Origin of the sequence: Chloroflexus sp. (assembly GCF_034432675.1) — a bacterium.
In the GTDB taxonomy this organism is placed as follows: Bacteria; Chloroflexota; Chloroflexia; order Chloroflexales; family Chloroflexaceae; genus Chloroflexus.
Map to the genome: position 1 here is coordinate 17,623 of NZ_DAOUBI010000183.1, position 17,412 is coordinate 35,034.

Annotated in this window: 17 protein-coding genes; 5 read left to right on the forward strand and 12 right to left on the reverse strand. The window is 55.7% G+C overall.

Features of this window, described 5'->3' with window-relative positions; translation table 11 throughout:
• Window positions 1–126 precede the first annotated feature (126 nt).
• Window positions 127–432 (forward strand): circadian clock KaiB family protein, encoded by a 306-nt coding sequence (locus VAE55_RS13835; RefSeq protein ID WP_322816359.1) that lies wholly within the window; start codon window positions 127–129, stop codon window positions 430–432.
• Window positions 433–443: 11 nt separating this feature from the next.
• Window positions 444–1,586, forward strand: a complete 1,143-nt coding sequence (locus tag VAE55_RS13840) for a histidine kinase dimerization/phosphoacceptor domain -containing protein (RefSeq protein ID WP_322816360.1) — start codon at window positions 444–446, stop codon at window positions 1,584–1,586.
• A gap of 71 nt (window positions 1,587–1,657) precedes the next feature.
• Here the strand turns inward: VAE55_RS13840 and VAE55_RS13845 are convergent, their stop codons facing one another.
• From VAE55_RS13845 to VAE55_RS13870, 6 genes are all read right to left on the reverse strand, one after another.
• Window positions 1,658–2,290 (reverse strand): haloacid dehalogenase, encoded by a 633-nt coding sequence (locus VAE55_RS13845; protein ID WP_322816361.1) that lies wholly within the window; start codon window positions 2,288–2,290, stop codon window positions 1,658–1,660.
• A 505-nt stretch (window positions 2,291–2,795) separates the two neighbouring features.
• Window positions 2,796–3,437: a cyclase family protein gene (locus VAE55_RS13850; protein ID WP_322816362.1), complete on the reverse strand. Its 642-nt coding sequence runs from the start codon at window positions 3,435–3,437 to the stop codon at window positions 2,796–2,798.
• Window positions 3,434–4,576, reverse strand: coding sequence for an ABC transporter ATP-binding protein (locus VAE55_RS13855; RefSeq protein ID WP_322816363.1), 1,143 nt, complete (start codon window positions 4,574–4,576; stop codon window positions 3,434–3,436). The genes VAE55_RS13850 and VAE55_RS13855 overlap by 4 nt, the downstream gene beginning before the upstream one ends.
• Entirely contained in the window at window positions 4,554–5,249 is a 696-nt protein-coding gene (gene modB / locus VAE55_RS13860) for a molybdate ABC transporter permease subunit (RefSeq protein WP_322816364.1), read from the reverse strand. Before modB ends, VAE55_RS13855 begins: the two co-directional genes overlap by 23 nt.
• Before the next feature lie 8 nt (window positions 5,250–5,257).
• On the reverse strand, window positions 5,258–6,037 hold the full coding sequence (gene modA, locus VAE55_RS13865; protein WP_322816365.1) for a molybdate ABC transporter substrate-binding protein: 780 nt from the start codon (window positions 6,035–6,037) through the stop codon (window positions 5,258–5,260).
• On the reverse strand, window positions 6,037–6,606 hold the full coding sequence (locus tag VAE55_RS13870) for a helix-turn-helix transcriptional regulator (RefSeq protein WP_322816366.1): 570 nt from the start codon (window positions 6,604–6,606) through the stop codon (window positions 6,037–6,039). The genes modA and VAE55_RS13870 overlap by 1 nt, the downstream gene beginning before the upstream one ends.
• A gap of 247 nt (window positions 6,607–6,853) precedes the next feature.
• On the opposite strand from VAE55_RS13870, the gene VAE55_RS13875 reads away from it, so the two are divergent.
• The gene (locus VAE55_RS13875; RefSeq protein ID WP_322816367.1) at window positions 6,854–7,786 is read left to right on the forward strand and encodes a molybdopterin-dependent oxidoreductase; all 933 of its coding nucleotides are present in this window, start codon (window positions 6,854–6,856) and stop codon (window positions 7,784–7,786) included.
• Between the two features lie 451 nt (window positions 7,787–8,237).
• Here the strand turns inward: VAE55_RS13875 and VAE55_RS13880 are convergent, their stop codons facing one another.
• Both VAE55_RS13880 and VAE55_RS13885 read right to left on the reverse strand, forming a co-directional pair.
• A complete protein-coding gene (locus VAE55_RS13880; RefSeq protein ID WP_322816368.1) occupies window positions 8,238–9,857 on the reverse strand; it encodes a glycine--tRNA ligase in 1,620 nt (539 codons plus the stop codon).
• A gap of 271 nt (window positions 9,858–10,128) precedes the next feature.
• Window positions 10,129–10,989, reverse strand: coding sequence for a tyrosine recombinase (locus VAE55_RS13885; protein WP_322816369.1), 861 nt, complete (start codon window positions 10,987–10,989; stop codon window positions 10,129–10,131).
• Window positions 10,990–11,384: 395 nt separating this feature from the next.
• Between VAE55_RS13885 and VAE55_RS13890 the strand changes: the two genes are divergently transcribed.
• Window positions 11,385–12,356: a diacylglycerol/lipid kinase family protein gene (locus VAE55_RS13890; protein WP_012258345.1), complete on the forward strand. Its 972-nt coding sequence runs from the start codon at window positions 11,385–11,387 to the stop codon at window positions 12,354–12,356.
• Window positions 12,357–12,505: 149 nt separating this feature from the next.
• Window positions 12,506–13,375: a hypothetical protein gene (locus VAE55_RS13895; RefSeq protein WP_322816370.1), complete on the forward strand. Its 870-nt coding sequence runs from the start codon at window positions 12,506–12,508 to the stop codon at window positions 13,373–13,375.
• Here the strand turns inward: VAE55_RS13895 and VAE55_RS13900 are convergent.
• From VAE55_RS13900 to VAE55_RS13915, 4 genes are all read right to left on the reverse strand, one after another.
• Complete coding sequence (locus VAE55_RS13900; RefSeq protein ID WP_322816371.1) at window positions 13,372–14,853, reverse strand: nitronate monooxygenase; 1,482 nt, start codon at window positions 14,851–14,853, stop codon at window positions 13,372–13,374. The genes VAE55_RS13895 and VAE55_RS13900 overlap by 4 nt on opposite strands.
• A gap of 190 nt (window positions 14,854–15,043) precedes the next feature.
• Window positions 15,044–15,625, reverse strand: coding sequence for a 5-formyltetrahydrofolate cyclo-ligase (locus tag VAE55_RS13905; protein WP_322816372.1), 582 nt, complete (start codon window positions 15,623–15,625; stop codon window positions 15,044–15,046).
• A gap of 327 nt (window positions 15,626–15,952) precedes the next feature.
• Window positions 15,953–16,288, reverse strand: a complete 336-nt coding sequence (locus VAE55_RS13910) for a DUF4491 family protein (protein WP_322816373.1) — start codon at window positions 16,286–16,288, stop codon at window positions 15,953–15,955.
• Between the two features lie 33 nt (window positions 16,289–16,321).
• On the reverse strand, window positions 16,322–16,735 hold the full coding sequence (locus VAE55_RS13915; RefSeq protein ID WP_322816374.1) for a DUF4491 family protein: 414 nt from the start codon (window positions 16,733–16,735) through the stop codon (window positions 16,322–16,324).
• Between the last annotated feature and the right edge of the window lie 677 nt (window positions 16,736–17,412).

Below are 17,412 nucleotides of genomic sequence, written 5' to 3' on the forward strand. Positions count from 1 at the left end.
CCGGAATGGGGTACAGGCAGGCATTGCCCTACCTGTACCACGCTCGTCGCCATATATGAGAGGTGATCATTTCGTACCAACCGTATTTCGACTCGGCACCTCAGCGTGCAGCAGGGAGTTGTATTGATGGATAGCACGAATCAGTCAGTTGTGCCACTGCTGCGGTTGTACGTTGCCGGTGCAACCAGTCGCTCGACCCGTGCTATCACGACAGTACGGCGATTTTGTGAGCGGTATCTCGCCGGTCATTACCGGCTTGAGATCATAGATGTATACCAGCAACCAGATCGCGCACGCGAGGATCACATTATCGCCACACCGACCCTGCTGATCGTCGAGCCGGGACCGCCAACGGCATTTATTGGCGAACTACGTTCATCCGATTGGCCGCGAGTGGCAGCAGCATTGAACTTGTTTCCCAATGACGAATAGGAATGTGTCGTATGGAAAACGAGCCACAGATGAGTCAGCCTGACATTGCCCGACTCCAGGCTCGCTTAGCCGAGCTAGAGGAACTGGTTCGTGCATTGCAGATGGGCGAAGCCGATGCATTGGTTATTGATGGGCCACGTGGGCCGTTGGTATATACGCTGCGTGGCGCTGAACATCCATACCGTGTCCTGGTTGAGACAATGAACGAAGGCGCCCTGACCTTGCTCAGCGATGGCACGATTTTGTACTGCAACAGTAAGTTTGCCGAGATGGTCGGTTTAGCGCAGGATCAGCTTACCGGGCGGTCGCTCCTCGACCTGGTGACGCCAACCGATCGCTTGCTGTGCGCCGAGTTGCTGGCAACCGGTGCTACCGGTTCGAGCAAAGGTCCAATTACGTTACAGGCGGTGAATGGCGTTCAGCGTCCAGCCCAAATCTCACTACGTGCACTGCAAAACGAGACTGAAGCCGATATGTGTGCCGTTGTCACCGATCTCTCCGGGCCACAAGCAGTCGCTGCCCAACTACGGGCTGCCCTGGCCGAGAAAGATTTGCTGTTGCGCGAAGTGCACCATCGGGTCAAAAATAACTTGCAGATCGTCTCCAGCCTCTTGCGCCTGCAAGCCGAAAATATTAGCGATGAGCGAGTCAGCGCCGCCGTCCACGACAGTCAAAATCGCATTCGGGCATTGGCTCTCGTCCACGCGCAACTGTATCGCTCCGAAAGTCTGGCGCATATCGATATTGGGGAATATCTGCAAAATATCGCGACCAGTGTCTGGCGCTCGCTCAGTATGCGAGGCAGTTCATTACGTCTGGTGAGTGAGATTGGACAAAGTATCAGCATCAATATCGACCAGGCTATTTCACTTGGTCTGATCGTCACCGAGCTGGTTTCAAATTGTGTCAAGCATGCCTTCCCAGAGGGTATGCAGGGCGGCATTATCAAACTGAGAGTGGTCAGAGACGCAGACGCACTTCAGGTCGAGGTTGCCGATAACGGTACCGGTATGCCGGCCCAGGCCGCCAGCAGTGGTAGCCTGGGTATGCAACTGGTGCACGGGCTATGCCGGCAACTCGGGGCAACGCTGGATATTGTTTCTGATCAGGGGACAACGGTTACGATTCGAGTGCCGGCGAATCGCCTGGAGTAGTGGCGGGGGTAACGGTACTATCTGTCACGATGCTTGCATGCAAGCGGTGGCCCGATAACCCGATCACCCATTCAATCAACATGCAAACGTGCTTCAAGCGCCTGCATAGCGGCGGTCAACTGTTCCTGGCGCAGGGCAGCCGTCACATCACCACGAGTCCGTTCAAGCACCGCACGTAAGGCATCAGTCGAACGACGCAATCCCCCGGTAATTGCTTCCGGGTAATCCACCGTGATCAACGCACTGTAGATGTCGTCCATGACATTCAGTAACTGTTCAACGCACGACACATCTCCCCGTCGCAAGTCGTCAAGAATTGCCCGTCGCAGCTCACTGGCAGCTTCAGCCAAACCGTTGAGATAGGCTGCCGGTTCCACACCTATCATCTCACCGGTCGGTGGCTCGTCGCCGGCAAGGAATGCTACAACCAGATGCGCTTCGGCAAATTCTTTCAGGGCATCCTGGGTATACCCCGCATAGCGAACCTCTGGTACGCCGGCAGTGGCGTCGTGCAGTTCAGCCACGACTTCACCGGCCATCTCCAGCAAATGGCGGGCAGTGGCGAAATCACCACGATGCGCAGCCCGAATGCTGTTAGCACTCTGCCGTACCAGTATTCGCGTGGCGGCAATTGCCCGTTCACGTGCTACATGAATGCTTTCAAGCTGCACCACACAGCCAGCAACTATCTGCTCTATACTCATAGCCAACCTCTTGCTTCTTATGTGTAGAAGGTATTATAGCAAAAAGCTACCGCCGCGACGATCATCAATCAGGTGGTGATTCCTTCACGAGAAGATACCATCGCCTGCTCGCCGCAGAATTCATCTCATGAAGCTGTGCCGTCCGCTAACAGGCTGTCACACAGGCTCATAAACGCTTGCCAATCACATATTGCTTCCAGTCTGACGGGACGGAAGCGAAGAGGGCTGACGACCATCTCCAGTGCCATCACCCACTGGATTGATTACCTTGCCCGCTCGTTATGCGCGTATCGCTCGTTTGGAGCGCGGCAGCGTAGCTGTCGTACCAGCCTTCGTGCCAGGCACGTCTCACGCCGTTCACCCTGCAGGTCACAGCGATGCTGTGGGTACTCGTCGCGATCATGGAGTCTGTCAGTAATGAATGAAATAACTTTGAGATTAGCAGCTCGCTCCGAGGCATCCTGCTGTGGCAGAAGACACGTGAGCCAGTATATGCTGTCCGTCCTTAAACATCTGCCCAGGCCAGAACGCGGGCCGGCGCACCATCGGCCCCGGCCAGTTTTAAGGGCAAACAGGCAAAGGTATAACGTGCGCCACAGGTCAGCACGGCGAGATTACAGAGATTTTCGACGATCAAACACTCTGCCCCCAACAAGCGTACATGCGCTGCATCGCTGCCATCAACCGTTGAGTCAACACTCAACGCATCGATTCCGACCAATCCAACCTGCTGCTGCACCAGGGTGTTAGCCAGCGCAGCACTGAGGTAGGGATGGCGGAAATAGTGATCGCTGCCCCAAAAATCATCCCAACCTGTACGGAAGAATACCATCATACCCGGCCAGATCTGATACCCACCCAACACCGTCGGCTCAATCGGTGCATTTGCCGGATAGCCACGCACATCAATCACTATACCCTGACCAATGAAGCGTTCAGGTGGGAAGTCATCAATGCCAGGGCCGTGCGCAAACCGGTGGCGCGGCGCATCGAGGTGTGTCCCGCTATGGCTACCCAACGCAAGTGCGCTAACCTGCCAGGGCGGGCTAAGTATTGGTGTCATTTTCACCGGCGGATCGCCCGGGTAGACCGGCATGCCCGAACTGATTGGGCGGGTAAGATCATAGACTGTCGATAATGCGCTCATAGGTGATGCGACACCTGTGAATACACCGGCACTGATTGCGGACTATGATCCGGGATGATCACAACACTTTCAGGCCGAAAGCCGATCTGGACATCCTGGCCGGCACTTATGTCCATGCCGATATACGCAGTATAGGGATGGGCAATCTCGATAGTCATCGCCCCAACTGCAACCCACAAATGGTTGAGGCGGCGGCCAGGCCGCTGCTCGATGATACGGACAGCCAGCAGGTTATGGCCGGCAAAGCGGGTTAGTGGTTGGTCAGGGTAGACGAGCCGAATCTCTTCGGGGCGGATAAACGCCGTCACCCAAGAACCAGGGGCAGGCGGTGGTGATGGGCAGACGGCTTCAATCCGGTACCCTTCCCATTCCAGCCACAAACGGTCAAGTTCTACCGCCACGACTCGCCCCTTAATGATATTACTCAAACCGAGCATCTGCGCAACCCGAAGGGTAGCCGGAAAACGACAGACCTCGGCCAGCGCACCGATCTGCGCGATCTTCCCTTCCTGCAGAATAGCAATGCGCTGACCAACGGCAAATGCATCATCGAGATTGTGGGTGACGTACACCACAATCAGACCGCGCTCGGCCTGAAGGGCGCGTAAATCGGCGTGCAATTGAGTACGTACTGCATGATCAAGGGCAGAGAACGACTCATCGAAGAGCAGCACATTGGGCTGTGCAGCCAGTGCACGAGCAATCGCTACTCGTTGCTGTTGTCCACCTGACAGCTCATGCGGCATGCGCTGGGCGAGATGGGCAATCTTCATCTGATCCAGTAACTCGTATGCATGCCGCCGTGCTTCGCGCCCACACCCCATCGGCAACGCCACATTGTCGAGTGCGGTCATATGCGGAAACAGCGCATACTGCTGGAAGACGTAGCCAATCCGTCGGCGCTGTGGCGGCAGATTGATCTGCGGTTGACCCGGGTAGCGCTGGAAGAAGACTGTCTCATCAAGCGTAATCCGACCGACATCAGGTTTCATCAACCCGGCAATGGCCTGGAGAGTCTGGGTTTTGCCGGCACCCGATGGCCCAAACAACACCAGAATCTCGGCGCCAATCGTGAATTGCACGCGCAGCGTAAACGACTCAAGCCGACGCTGAATGTCAACGCTCAACGTGGATTCCATGCAGCTCCTCACGGACAATCATCGTTCGTGATTTGGGTCTCTGCTCCAAACGTCGCACCAACCACAGGCCGGCGAAGGCAATGCCGGTCATCACCAACACCATCAGATGCGCATCGGCGTAGCGCTGCGCCTGCACTGCATCATAGATCGCAACCGGCAACGTTTGCGTGCGACCAGGAATATTGCCGGTCACCATTAAGGTCGCCCCAAACTCGCCCAACGCACGGGCACTGCCGAGGATCACACCGGCAATAATCCCGCGCCGGGCCAGGGGTAATGTGATTCGCCAGAGGATGCGCCACTCACTCAGCCCCAGTGTGCGCGCTGCCTGCTCCAGTTGGGGGTCTACATTGCTTAGCGCCGCCCGGCTACTCTGAAACATCAGTGGCAAACCAACCACCACCGCAGCAATCACTGCCGCCGGCCATGAGAAGAGCAAGCGTATCTGAAACCATTCTACCAGCGGACTACCACTGCCCAGCGCCAGCAGCAGATAGTAGCCAACCACACTGGGGGGTAGCACCAACGGCAACATCAGCATCGTCTCGACCACGATCTGACCGGGAAATGTCCGGCGTGCCAGTAACAGTGCCAATGGCAAACCGATCAGAACAATACACAACGTGGCAATGGTTGTAACCTGTAACGATAACCAGAACGCCGACCAGGACATACACCCTCTCATCGAGTTTGCGAGGTAGCGGGTAAAACAAAGCCGTATTTTTCCATCACCGGTCGCCCTTGCGGGCCATTCACGAACTCCATAAACTGGCGGGCCGCTGTCGGGTAACGACTGCTACGCACGATTCCCGCCGCCTGGATCAGAGGATGGTCGGGATGCAACTCAGTTGGAATAAGTACCCAATAGCCATTACTCTGCACACTTAACGAGAGCGCGACAATCGCCACCTCAACATTACCGGTATCGGCAAGGGTTAATGTCTGCGCCACATTTTCCCCGAATACCAGACGATCTTGCACCGCGGCCCAAATACCGGATCGCTCGAGTGCTTCGCGTGCCGCCTGCCCGTATGGTGCGTGTTCAGGATTGGCAATCGCAATCCGCTGATAGGCCGGATCAGCCAGATCGCTAATCTGTTGCGGTTGCAGACCACTATCTGTACGTGTCCAGATAGTAATCCGACCCTGCGCGTACACCGTCAACGAGGACGGATCAACAATTTGCTGCGCTGCCAGGTCTTCGATAAAACTGCGATTGGCAGCGTAGAAGAGATCAACCGGGGCGCCGCGTTCAATCTGCTGGGCCAGTTGACCGGTTGAACCGAAATTGAAGACCACCGGAATCCCGGTTTGCGCAGTAAAGAGTGGCCCGATTTCAGTGAAGGCCGGCATAAGGTCAGCGGCTGCGGCTATCGTCAGGCTGGCAGTATCAGGTTGTTCGGCATTGCAACCGCTCAACAGGAGTATCGTCATCAGAAACACACACCACCCGCGTGCCATCAAACGCCTCCCTGCGCTTGCCGATGCCACCGCTGGTTCAACTCATACCGGCATTCTTCCAGCCACAGCACGGTTGCCTGTAACTGCCCGAAGCGATAGCGTAGCACGAGCCGCTCAAACGAATTGATAGGTAAGCAGGCGATCCGCTGCTCATTCTCTGCCAGCCACTGCCGGCAACAGGCTAACTGACGGTCAAGCAGTTGGCCGGCCTGCGCTGCACCCTCGCGGCAGGCAAAATAGAGCTTCGCCATAAATTCAAGCCGGATATCCCGTCCATGCGCCACCGGCGTTGTCACCCAGGCAATAAAGAGCGTTTCACCCGCAGACGTGAGCGAGAGAATCTTGCGCGGTGGCCGGCTCCCCTGTAGTTCAAGCTGATGCGTCAGATATCCATCAGCTTCCAGCCGGTCAAGCAATGCATACAGATGACTCTGCTTGACCCGCCAGATAAAACCAAGGGCCTTTTCCTGCTGTAATTGCTGGAACAGCTCATACGGATGCATCGGCTGTTGACGAAGTAAACCAAGCAGTGCCAGTTCAATTGTGAGTGACTGTTTCTGAGAAGCCATATCTGTGCGTATATCGGCCCTACCGGTGTTCAAGTTGCCGAGAGAATTACCGGCATCCGCTCATCAATACTTCTCGTGTTGAGTATTCACAATGTGAATATCGTACCATAATCAGCACTCACCGGCAACCTGATACCTATCTGAACGTTTTGTAGTCTGATTGGACGCAACTGTCATCATTTATCCACCCTGAGCCACTATACTACGCACAGCCGAAGTAATTTCCATACATGTCTGGACATACGCTATGTCACTTGACACGATTCCCTTGCCAAAGGAAGGCACGCTTTCCAAAGACTATCGGATGCAGGTCACCTGCGAAGAGCCGCCAAATCTCTTGCCACCACTTGCAATTCTTGACGAGGCGGTGACGCCGGTAGAGCGGTTATTTGTACGCAATCACCAGCCCATTCCCTCTCTATCCGGGAAGCATTGGGAACTGACAATCGATGGTCTGGTGCGGCACCCGTTGACTATCGGTTTTAGCGATTTGTTCAGGGAACCAACCAGTAGCTTCTTCGCCGCACTCATTGGCAGGTCGCAAATTGCTAAAGGTTACGCCGCGATTGCGAATGTCGAATGGATCGGTGCACCGGTAGCACTGTTTCTCGAAGCAGCAGGCATGAAGCCCCAGGCCGGTTTCGCCACCTGTTGGAGCTACGGCCCCCAACCGATGGTGCGTTATTTGCCACTCAGCAAACTCTGGCAAGATGGCATGCTGGCGTATGCGATCAATGGTCAGCCACTACCACCCCTGCACGGCGGCCCGGTACGTCTGATCGTACCGGGATGGAGCAGCGCTTACTGGCTGAAATGGATTGCGCAGATTACGCTCCTTTCACCAGAAAGGGCACCGGCGGCAGCCCATGTCGATGGATCACTGGCAATTGATTGTTGCCTCTTCAATCTCCCTGATGGTGTGCTCAGGCCTGCCAGGTATACCACCCTGCGCGGCGCGGCATGGTCGGCTGCACGTGGTGTTGCCCAGGTAGACATTTCCATCGACGAAGGTCCCTGGCAGGCAGCCATCCTCGACCAAAACCTGGGGCCACGCGCCTGGCGACGTTTCTCATTTCGCTGGTCAGCTTCGAGTGGAACGCATCTGCTTACAGTTCGTGTCAGTGACAATAGTGGTCAGAGTGCAGTGCGCTGCTGGCAGATTGACGTGAGGAGTTCGTGAGAAGCAACGGGGTGATGGCATTATCCACGAATGAATAACATATCCGGTAGCGCTATCCAATCATCACCCTGGTGTCACACCTGCACAATGCCCGTCTGTGAACAAGAGTAGGGGCACGGCATGCCGTGCCCCTACTCTATACCCACAATGACCCACCTGTTGATCGCTAACCGCACATTTAGGAACAACTCAACACCGGTATGACACCCGAACGATGCACATCGTTGAGCAAGAGTTGATACCATTCGGTTCAAGCAAAGTGCTAACATTCGTGTGGTGATTCTTGCGCCTATCACTGAACAAAAGTTCCATATCCACATGTTTGGAACACGGGCTGCCGTCCGTGCGACAAGGAGGTAGGCTGATCGGCCTCTCACCACTCCCCCGGCTCGCGAATACCTGCAAGCCGGGGGAGTACTTTACCCAAAATTGGCTGACGGCATACGAACGGTCATGCGCTTACTCTATCACGCAGATACGCCTCTAATTCGGCAATTGGTACCCGTTCCTGCGCCATAGTGTCGCGGTCACGGACGGTAACGGTACCGGCCAGGGCCGGGTCTTTACCCTGACCAATCGTATCGAAGTCAACCGTGATACAGAACGGTGTCCCGATTTCGTCCTGACGACGGTAGAGTTTGCCAATCGCACCGGTATCATCGTAGATCGTGCGCATCCTACCGCCGGCCTGCAACTGTCGGCGCACCGCTTTGGCGGTAGCGACAATCTCTTCGTGGTTGCGCTTCAACGGAAAGACGGCAACCTTGATCGGCGCCAGGCGTGGCTTGAGGCGCAGAACTGTGCGATAGTGCTCGTCGATCAATGGCTGCGCCTGGCCACGTAATTTCTTGCCCAGTTCAATCTGATCGGCACCGGGCATCGCCAGTAACTGCTCAACTTCAGGTAAGCGTTCGGCCAGCGCCTGAGTAAGCTCTTCGCCACGGGCCAGTATCGCATCACGGGCTTCGCCGCTCAACTTCTCGCTGCGACCAACCGACTTGAGAAACGTATTGAGCGCATCACCGACCGCGGCCAGTTTCTCGCCGGGAATCGCTTTCGTCAGCTCCTCTGCATACCCCTCGCACATCACGGCCAGCATACACCGGCCAACCCCAGCCGACGGCTCGATGACGTAAGGCACCACATGGCGACCACTGGCCTGATCGAAGTAGGTCAGACGGGCAATGCTATCTTCGTTGTGATTCACACGTGCGGTCAGATTGAGCTGCGCCTGATCTTTGCTGTGGGAGCCGAGATCGTAGTCAGTTCGATTCGCAATCCCCTCAATCTCTTGCACACCGATGTTGGGATACTCATACATCAAATCGAACGTCCGCTTCGAGTAATGGGCCAGCTCAGCAGTCGGCACATCGTAGATAGTAATCCGACTACGCGGAATACCGATCTGCTCCCACCAGGCCAGCCGGGCTTCAAGCCAGCGTTGATGCCACTCTTCATCGGTACCGGGCATCACGAAATACTCGATCTCCATCTGCTCAAATTCGCGCACCCGGAAGAGAAAATTGCGTGGATTGATCTCATTGCGGAAAGCCTTCCCAACCTGCGCAATCCCAAACGGCAACTTCCGCGCCGAGGTGGTCAGGACGTTGGCAAAGTTGACGAAAATCCCCTGCGCCGTTTCCGGGCGCAAATAGGCAAACGAGCCGCTGTCAGCCACCGGTCCGATCTGGGTCCGAAACATCATATTGAAGGGGCGCGGTTCGGTCAGATCGCGTGAACCACAGTTGGGACAAACACCCTGAATATGGTCAGCCCGCCAGCGCATTTTACAGTTCCGGCAATCAACCAGGGGATCGTTGAAGGTTTCTTCGTGACCGGAATATTTCCAGACCAGCCGATTCATCAGAATGGCCGCATCAAGACCTTCCATATCATCGCGTTCGTAGACGTTTGTTCGCCACCAATCGGCAATGATATTATTCTTCAATTCCACGCCAAGGGGGCCGTAATCGTACACACCCTGTAACCCACCATAAATCTCGCTACTGGGGAAGATAAAACCACGACGCTTGGCCAGCGCCACGATCTGATCAAGTGATGTAGCCGGCACGATATTCCTCCTTTGCGCAACGTCTGACAACAAAAAACCGGGCGCCGAAGCGCCCGGGGACGCATCACTCTGACGCGCGGTTCCACCCCGGTTAGCGACCGTAGTCGCTCACCTCAATCACGATTCAGCTCCCCGGCGCCGTTCCGCCATACAGGACCACCAGGCTCGCACCGTCCCTGGTTCGCTGTGCGCCCGTCGCGACGTACTCCTCCGGATCATCGCCAATGTGCTGCGAGTATAGCACAGGCAATAGCAACACGCAACCACTGTATCAAGACGACTCCTCGGCAAGGTGTGTATACATCTGCGTCGTAGCAATCGAAGCATGCCCCAGGCGCTCTTGCAATTCGCGCAGATCAACACCATTCCGCAATTGATGGGCCGCGAACGAATGACGCAACATATGTGGCGTCAAATCGTGCATACCAACCTGTTCGGCATACGTCTTAAGAATCAACCAGAAGCCCTGACGGGTCAACCGTTTACCACGATGATTTAAAAACAGTGCTTCCGGATCATCAGGAGCCTGGCGCACCAGTTGTGGACGGGCAATGTCAAGATACTCCTCTAGCGCAGTCAATGCCGGATCACTCAGCGGGATTGTCCGTTCCCGTCCCTGACGCCCCCGACAACGCACCGTTCTGTGATCAAAAGTGACATCATCAACATTTAACGCAACCAACTCGCTCACCCGCATACCGGTAGCGTACAAGACTTCAAGCATTGCCTTGTCGCGGATCCCTTCGGGTGTACCGTTTTGTAGCGGCACCTCTAGCAATTCATCAACCTGATGCTGAGAAATAGCACGTGGCGGGAACCGATCAACCCGCGGTGCATCGAGTTGATCGGTAGGATCATGATGAATAACGTTACGCTCTTTCAGAAACGAGAAGAACGACTTGATCGCCGCCAAACGACGCGCCATCGTTGAGTTGGCGTACCGCTTCTCTTTGAGATTGATCACGAACGCCATCATCGTCTCACTGTCGACGTCTGACCAGTGTTCAATCCCGCGCTCGTGGAGAAACGCACAAAGCTGATCAAGATCGGTACGATAGGCGATGGTCGTGTTGGCCGACATCTTGCGTTCGTCGGCTATATAAGCAAGGAATTGCGCTACGTATTGGTTCATGAGTCTTGCCTGCTCATTGAAGGCTAATGGAAGGTCTTAGAGTACCTTGTATGGTAATGGAAAGCTGACGGTGTGTCAATTCAAAAGCAGCAGCTCTCTTTGAAACCACAGCGCTGACAGCGATAAAATCCGGCCCAGCGCTGCATTTGCGCCTGGCAGGCAGGGCACTCGCGTTCATCATCATCGGCAGGTTGTGGCCGGCAGATCTGCTGCTGTGACACCCGCTCTTGCTGAAGCCGAGGTTGTACCGACGGCGATTGACTCATCAGTGACCCCCTATACCTTTCACGTTGCCCACCTATTCATGCGTTATCCAGGCGTCATCCAGGACGATGGTAGCATACCAGATTCTGATATACTGACCATAGCTTGTTGAACAGAGAGAGAAACAGTCCATGCGTACATTGATTGTCTTCAACCCGACAGCCGGCCACGCTGAACAACTGGAGGCTGAACTGGAAGCAGCAGCACAGGTCTGGCGCGAACAAGGTTGGACGGTTGAATTACAACCGACCAATGGCCCTGGTGATGGTCGTCGATTAGCTAGCCTGGCAGCCAACAACGGTTACGATCTGGTGGTTGCTGCCGGTGGTGACGGCACTATCAATGAAGTAGTTAATGGACTGGCAGGCAGCCAGACAATTCTAGCTACGCTGCCACTAGGCACGATGAACGTGTGGGCACGCGAGTTGGGGTTACCACTTCAGCCACGCGCCGCAGCCCAGAAACTCTGCTCGTGGTCACCGCGTCCGATTGATCTGGGACGTGCCGGTGATCGCTATTTTCTGCTGATGGCCGGTATTGGATTTGACGCCGCCATCACCGCGAATGTCCGGCCCGACGAGAAGCGACGATTTGGCGCATTGGCGTATGTGATGCGTGGGATTGAAGAGGTGATGCGCATTCGTGGCACTCGTGCCCGTATCTGGCTCGATGGTCGTCAGATTAAAGCGCGAGTGTTGATGATCGTGATCGGTAATTCCCAATTGTACGGCGGGTTGGTGAAAATCACGCATCGTGCCAGCATTGACGATGGGTTACTGGATGTCTGCGTGATCAAAGGGGATAACGGAATTAACGCGATTGGTCACCTGATTGCAATCTTGCGCCGTCGGTTTAGCCTGAATCCCGATATTGCCTATTATCGCGCTCATACCATCGAGGTCATCACCCAGCGCCCGTTACCGGTGCAGGTTGATGGTGATCCGATTGGGGTTACACCGCTGCGCTTCACCGTCGTCCCATCAGCGTTGCGCGCCCTACTCCCACCCGATTTGCCCGATGATCTGATTCAGCAGCCACCGCCTGGAGCCAAACGCTGGCCACAACGATTACTGGCATGGCTGCGTCGTCGGATTGATATCTGAGCACTACATTCACCAAAATAGATAGAACTATGCAACGACGACTACCAGTTCATTATGTCCTTGTATTGCTGGTTTGCCTGCTTGCCGCGTGTGCGACATCTTCCAGCTCCAGTACTCCAATGCCCCCTTCTGCTTTGCAAGGCGACACCTTGAGCGGTCGTCTGCTCTTTAGTCGTGACGATGGTATCTGGTTGTGGGAAGGTCGCACAGCGCGTCGCTTAATCAATCCACCGGTAACCCAACCGGCTTTCAATCCAACCGGCAACCAGATAGCCTGCATCGTCTTGCATGCTGGTGCAAGTGATCTGGTAATTACTGATACCGCGGGGGCAATACTCGCGCAACTGACCCGCAACGAGCCAGCAGCACCGCCCGGTAGCATCGAGAGAGTGTACAGTGCGAAATGGGCATTTTATCCGACCTGGCTCCCTGATGGAAGTGGTGTCCTAGTATCCGCACAACCGGCACCCCCAGTTGGCGATCCGCCAGCCGATGCACCCCTTGCCATTGTGCGCTACGATGTGAATGGCCGGCAGCAGATTGTGTTCAGTGACGCCAACGCTCATCTGGGCAGAAGTGTTGTTCTGCCCTCCGGAGATTTAATTGTTGTTCGTACCCCACTCGGCAGTGATGGTCAGCAACAACTCTTCCGCATTAGCAACAATCAGGCTATGCCATTACCAGGAGCACCAACCCCGGCATACGATCCGGCTCTCAGTCCCGATGGTACCTGGCTGGTTTTTGCCGTTGGCATTGATGGCGGTAGCGATCTATACGCAATGCCTGCCAGCGGCGGTTCGCCGATTCGCCTCACCGACATCGGTTCTGCGCGATCACCGGCTTTTGCGCCTGACGGTAAAACACTGGCATTTCTGGCAATCCCAACCGGCGGGCGAGGGTTTGATCTCTACCTCGCCGAAGTAACCACCGCAGGCGACACTCTGCAACTCGGCACACCCCGCCGGCTTTCGACCGACTTTGCCATCAATGCCGATGGTGGGCTGACCTGGACGCGCTAGATATCAACCTGATCGGCTACCGTTGCAGCCGGCTTCGTTGCCAGCGATATGGCCGCAACTGGCGGACGTTGACCGAGCAGATACGCTATCACATCGGCAGCCGAATAGCCCTGCGTCACATCAAAGATGGTGGGTAGACGCCGCAAATCATCACCGCTCGTAAGCAACGGCGGTTCGACACCAATATCGGCCCGGGCCTGACCAACGCCAATATTCGACATCAACGCATTGCACAGGCACCGCCGACCCTCGGTATCGCACAGATTACCACCCTTTTTCACAAAGGTGGCAATCGGCTCGCTGGCACAGCGATAGCCAATCGTCCCTTTTGGAGTGCGATACATTGTGCGCAGATAACCCAGGTCACAAATCCGCTGGCGCGGCACTCCTTGTGCGGGATCGTTATCCCAGCGTACCACCTTGAATGGGTAGCCGGTCGGGGATGCACGCGGATCGGTAAAGACATCAACCGCACCACGCGCTGCTGCGTCGAGCACCGAACGACGCAGTGGCTCGGCTAGCCCAGAGTCGTTACAGAAGGCAAACAGCGTCCCAACCTGAATACCCATCGCCCCGGCAGCCCGTGCTGCGGCCAGCCCTTCCGGCGAAGCGGTACCACCGGCCAGCCAGAAGGGTAAGCCAAGGGCTGCAACCTTTGTCGGATCAACCAGATCACGCGGCCCGTACAACGGCTCGCCACGTTCGTTTAGCTGCAATTCACCACGTGGCGGCGCATTATGGCCGCCTGCGGTTGGCCCCTCGATGACCAATCCATCAACACCAGCGATCTTGCGTGCGAACATGGTTGCTAGCGTAACACTGGCGACGATGGGGAGAAAGAGCGGGCGACGCAATGGCGGTGGTTCACCAGCCCAGTGTTCACGCGGATCAAACGTTATATAGGTGGGAGGTGCACCTTCATCGCCTTCGATCTCGGCAGTCAGGCGAGCAGGAAGATGCGCAGCCAGCGCATCGAGCGCAGCCGGAATCTCGCGCGGAATACCCGCTCCCATAATGATCACATCGACTCCTGCCAGCAGTGCACCGTAGAGCAGCGCAAGGTTGGGCAATTGAATCTTGGTCAACAGATTCATGCCAATTGGGCGATCATGACCCTCTTTCGCCAGCCACACCTCAACAAATGCCGCCAGGATGGCTATCTGCTGCCGTTCCTTACTCACCTTCAGGTTGTACATTGGCAACAGATCGTAAGACTCACCCGGGGCACGACCATCAGACCGGAAATAGGCGGTCAACACACGTTCGGCCACGCCAGGAATCGGAAAATGCGCCATTGCTCGTCGCATAGCGCCATCAGGATCGCCATCCTGCAAACGCCGTATCAGAATGGTATCGATACCGGTACCAGAGACAACACCGAGCTGACCACAGGCCGCAACCGCCCGTGCCAGTCGCCAATCGGAAACGGCGGCACCCATACCACCCTGAATAATCATCGGCAAATCGCTGGCGCGCATCGATCACCACTCCTTACACATTACAACAGGCAGACAAACACTATCGCTGCCAGATACGACCCAGAGGCAGTAACTGCTTCCGTACCACAACAAGCGAGGTTAACGAACTGTTCATCAGTCAGCAACGGAAATCAGGCCCTCTCCGATGTATGATACCGCAGAGCAGCTTACGATGCCAGATAAGAAATCACTACCGGTAATGCTCATGTCGGTGACGAATGCCATCCTCGCAGACGACCAGATCAAGCGGGTAATCGTGGGCTTCACGGGGAAGTTTTGCGACCTCCTGATCGGCAAAGGCCACACCAATAGCGACGGTCGATGCAGTTGCCAACAGCGCATCGTAGTAGCCACCACCATACCCCAGGCGGTATAGATCGCGATCAAATGCTAGCAAAGGCACAATCATTAGCGACCATTCACCCGGGTACGCAGGTATGAGACGACGTGGCCGGCGAGTACCAAACCGGCCAGGCACCCAATCCTCTTCAGACAGACTGGTGATCCAGCTATGACGAAGCTCTCGTTGACCCTCGACAACCGGCACTGCCACAGCCTTTCCTGCCGCCAAAGCAGCCACGATTAAAGGCCGGGTATCCACTTCCGAGCGCATTGGAACGTAGCAATGAATCGCCCGGGCCGCCGTAAATACGGGCAACGACTGCACCAGTGCACAAATGCGGGCACTTCGCTGATCGCGATCAGCTAACGCATCACGACGCGCTTGCATCAGAGCACGCAGAGCTGCTTTCTGATCGGCAACGTCGGTCATGATCACTCCCGCACAATGGCATCTTCGCAGCCACCAGCTTGTTGTGCCGGGCAGCGAGCCGGTTCATTGAAGTGGCCGCAAGTGACAAACTGCTAACCGCTGGTCTCTCGTCGCACAGCCAGAATATGCGACACCTGATTGACACACTGGCTTCAGCCTACACCCTGAAGTTATCCGCTACCGATGGATTATATCATTGCCTGCCACATCCCTCACCCTGCCGTCGGCAAAACTGGCGTGCGGAAGCAACATACTTCCGCACGCCAGACAACGGCACTGTTCAAGAGCACGCACGTCGGAGAGCAGACTCCTTCGTAACACCTCAATCTACAGGTGTGGAGCCTTAATCCGCCGGATAATCTCAACGAAAGGCGGCTGTAGTTTGGGATTCGGGTTGCGCGGAAACCAGCCCAACTCGGCGCGCACTGCCTGCTCTTTCAACTCGGTAGCACCCCAGATGAATGAAGCACCGGTAACACCCAGTAAGGCCGACCAGCCGGCATCGGCGACAAATAGTGATAGCACGATAATCCCGATCCCGAACAACAACGGGTACGGCCACCAGAGATAGCCGAGATAGTATTCCATTCTGATCACCCAAAAGAAACCAAAACCGATGATGCCTAAGCTAAACAGACCAATGGCCAGACCTTCCCAATACATAGCTTGCTCCTCGTTACATTCACATGGTGGCGGTTAAACAATCTCCGGTTCACGCTCGCGCACCGATTGTTGCGGCAGAATCAATACCTCACCCGGCTCACGGTCGAGTGGATCGTGGATCGTCGCCCGGCCTTCGGCCAGGTACCGGGCATGGCGTGGATTTTGCGGATTGGCGGGTGCATGGCCGTGGCGTACCCGGCGATCCTGACGCACCAGCTCGAACGCATCCCACCACAGCGAAATGCCGACAACACTACATACACCACCAATCGTGACATTCACACTGAAGAGGGCCACCAGATTGAGTAGCAAGCCAGCAATAATCAAGACGATCATTGGCGGACGAATATCGGCACATTTCGCTTCCAACCAACGCACCCCAACGTGCCCCCACCAGATGCTGAGAAATGTTGCAATTGCTAACCAGAGACCACTCGTTTGCAGCATATCATTCCCTCACAAACCTACACAAATCTTATTAATCTTCAGTAGTATTCCATGGGAGATGCGCCATGTCAAGTGAAGCAAATGACGGGGTTGCCCAAACGAAACTGTCCATCACGCTGAATGTGGAGAGGGGTCTTGTGTGATTGCAGTGCGTTTTTCACAAATAATCTGCAAGAGTTTGCCATCAATATGATACTGCAAAGGTATAACAATCCCATCAAAAAGGTATGACGTTCTTGCATAGATGCCTGCTCCCAGCGGGAACGGGTGATAGTGGGGTTCATGCCCCATAGCATCGAGTCCGGTTTTACCAAGATCATTTCGTAATCACACCATCACGCCGACAACATGAGCGTAGATGCGCCAACCAGCCTTCCCACGGAGTCGTCTTACGCTCCGCAGGGGACACTCTTCTCAGACCGGCTTCCCCATGTCGCGTGGTATGGAGCCGCAGTAGCCGTGCTCGTGTGCAGGCACGGGTGCAGTGGGTGCCCGCTGGTCACGGGGACAGCATGCGCACCTGTACGCGCAGGTCGGTGGGGGAGTTAGAACAAGGTGCAGTGGGTGCCCGCTGGTCACGGGGACAGCATGCGGGCATCGCACATTCGTGTCGTATCACGCTCCGCAGGGGACACTCTTCTCAGACCGGCTTCCCCATGTCGCGTGGTATGGAGCCG

What these genes read in the sequence shown, in the direction of transcription:
- VAE55_RS13835 (WP_322816359.1), top strand. Translation starts at nt 127, where the DNA reads ATGGATAGCACGAATCAGTCAGTTGTGCCACTGCTGCGGTTGTACGTT.
- VAE55_RS13840 (WP_322816360.1), top strand. Translation starts at nt 444, where the DNA reads ATGGAAAACGAGCCACAGATGAGTCAGCCTGACATTGCCCGACTCCAG.
- VAE55_RS13845 (WP_322816361.1), bottom strand. Translation starts at nt 2,290, where the DNA reads ATGAGTATAGAGCAGATAGTTGCTGGCTGTGTGGTGCAGCTTGAAAGC.
- VAE55_RS13850 (WP_322816362.1), bottom strand. Translation starts at nt 3,437, where the DNA reads ATGAGCGCATTATCGACAGTCTATGATCTTACCCGCCCAATCAGTTCG.
- VAE55_RS13855 (WP_322816363.1), bottom strand. Translation starts at nt 4,576, where the DNA reads ATGGAATCCACGTTGAGCGTTGACATTCAGCGTCGGCTTGAGTCGTTT.
- modB (WP_322816364.1), bottom strand. Translation starts at nt 5,249, where the DNA reads ATGTCCTGGTCGGCGTTCTGGTTATCGTTACAGGTTACAACCATTGCC.
- modA (WP_322816365.1), bottom strand. Translation starts at nt 6,037, where the DNA reads ATGGCACGCGGGTGGTGTGTGTTTCTGATGACGATACTCCTGTTGAGC.
- VAE55_RS13870 (WP_322816366.1), bottom strand. Translation starts at nt 6,606, where the DNA reads ATGGCTTCTCAGAAACAGTCACTCACAATTGAACTGGCACTGCTTGGT.
- VAE55_RS13875 (WP_322816367.1), top strand. Translation starts at nt 6,854, where the DNA reads ATGTCACTTGACACGATTCCCTTGCCAAAGGAAGGCACGCTTTCCAAA.
- VAE55_RS13885 (WP_322816369.1), bottom strand. Translation starts at nt 10,989, where the DNA reads ATGAACCAATACGTAGCGCAATTCCTTGCTTATATAGCCGACGAACGC.
- VAE55_RS13890 (WP_012258345.1), top strand. Translation starts at nt 11,385, where the DNA reads ATGCGTACATTGATTGTCTTCAACCCGACAGCCGGCCACGCTGAACAA.
- VAE55_RS13900 (WP_322816371.1), bottom strand. Translation starts at nt 14,853, where the DNA reads ATGCGCGCCAGCGATTTGCCGATGATTATTCAGGGTGGTATGGGTGCC.
- VAE55_RS13905 (WP_322816372.1), bottom strand. Translation starts at nt 15,625, where the DNA reads ATGACCGACGTTGCCGATCAGAAAGCAGCTCTGCGTGCTCTGATGCAA.
- VAE55_RS13910 (WP_322816373.1), bottom strand. Translation starts at nt 16,288, where the DNA reads ATGTATTGGGAAGGTCTGGCCATTGGTCTGTTTAGCTTAGGCATCATC.
- VAE55_RS13915 (WP_322816374.1), bottom strand. Translation starts at nt 16,735, where the DNA reads ATGCTGCAAACGAGTGGTCTCTGGTTAGCAATTGCAACATTTCTCAGC.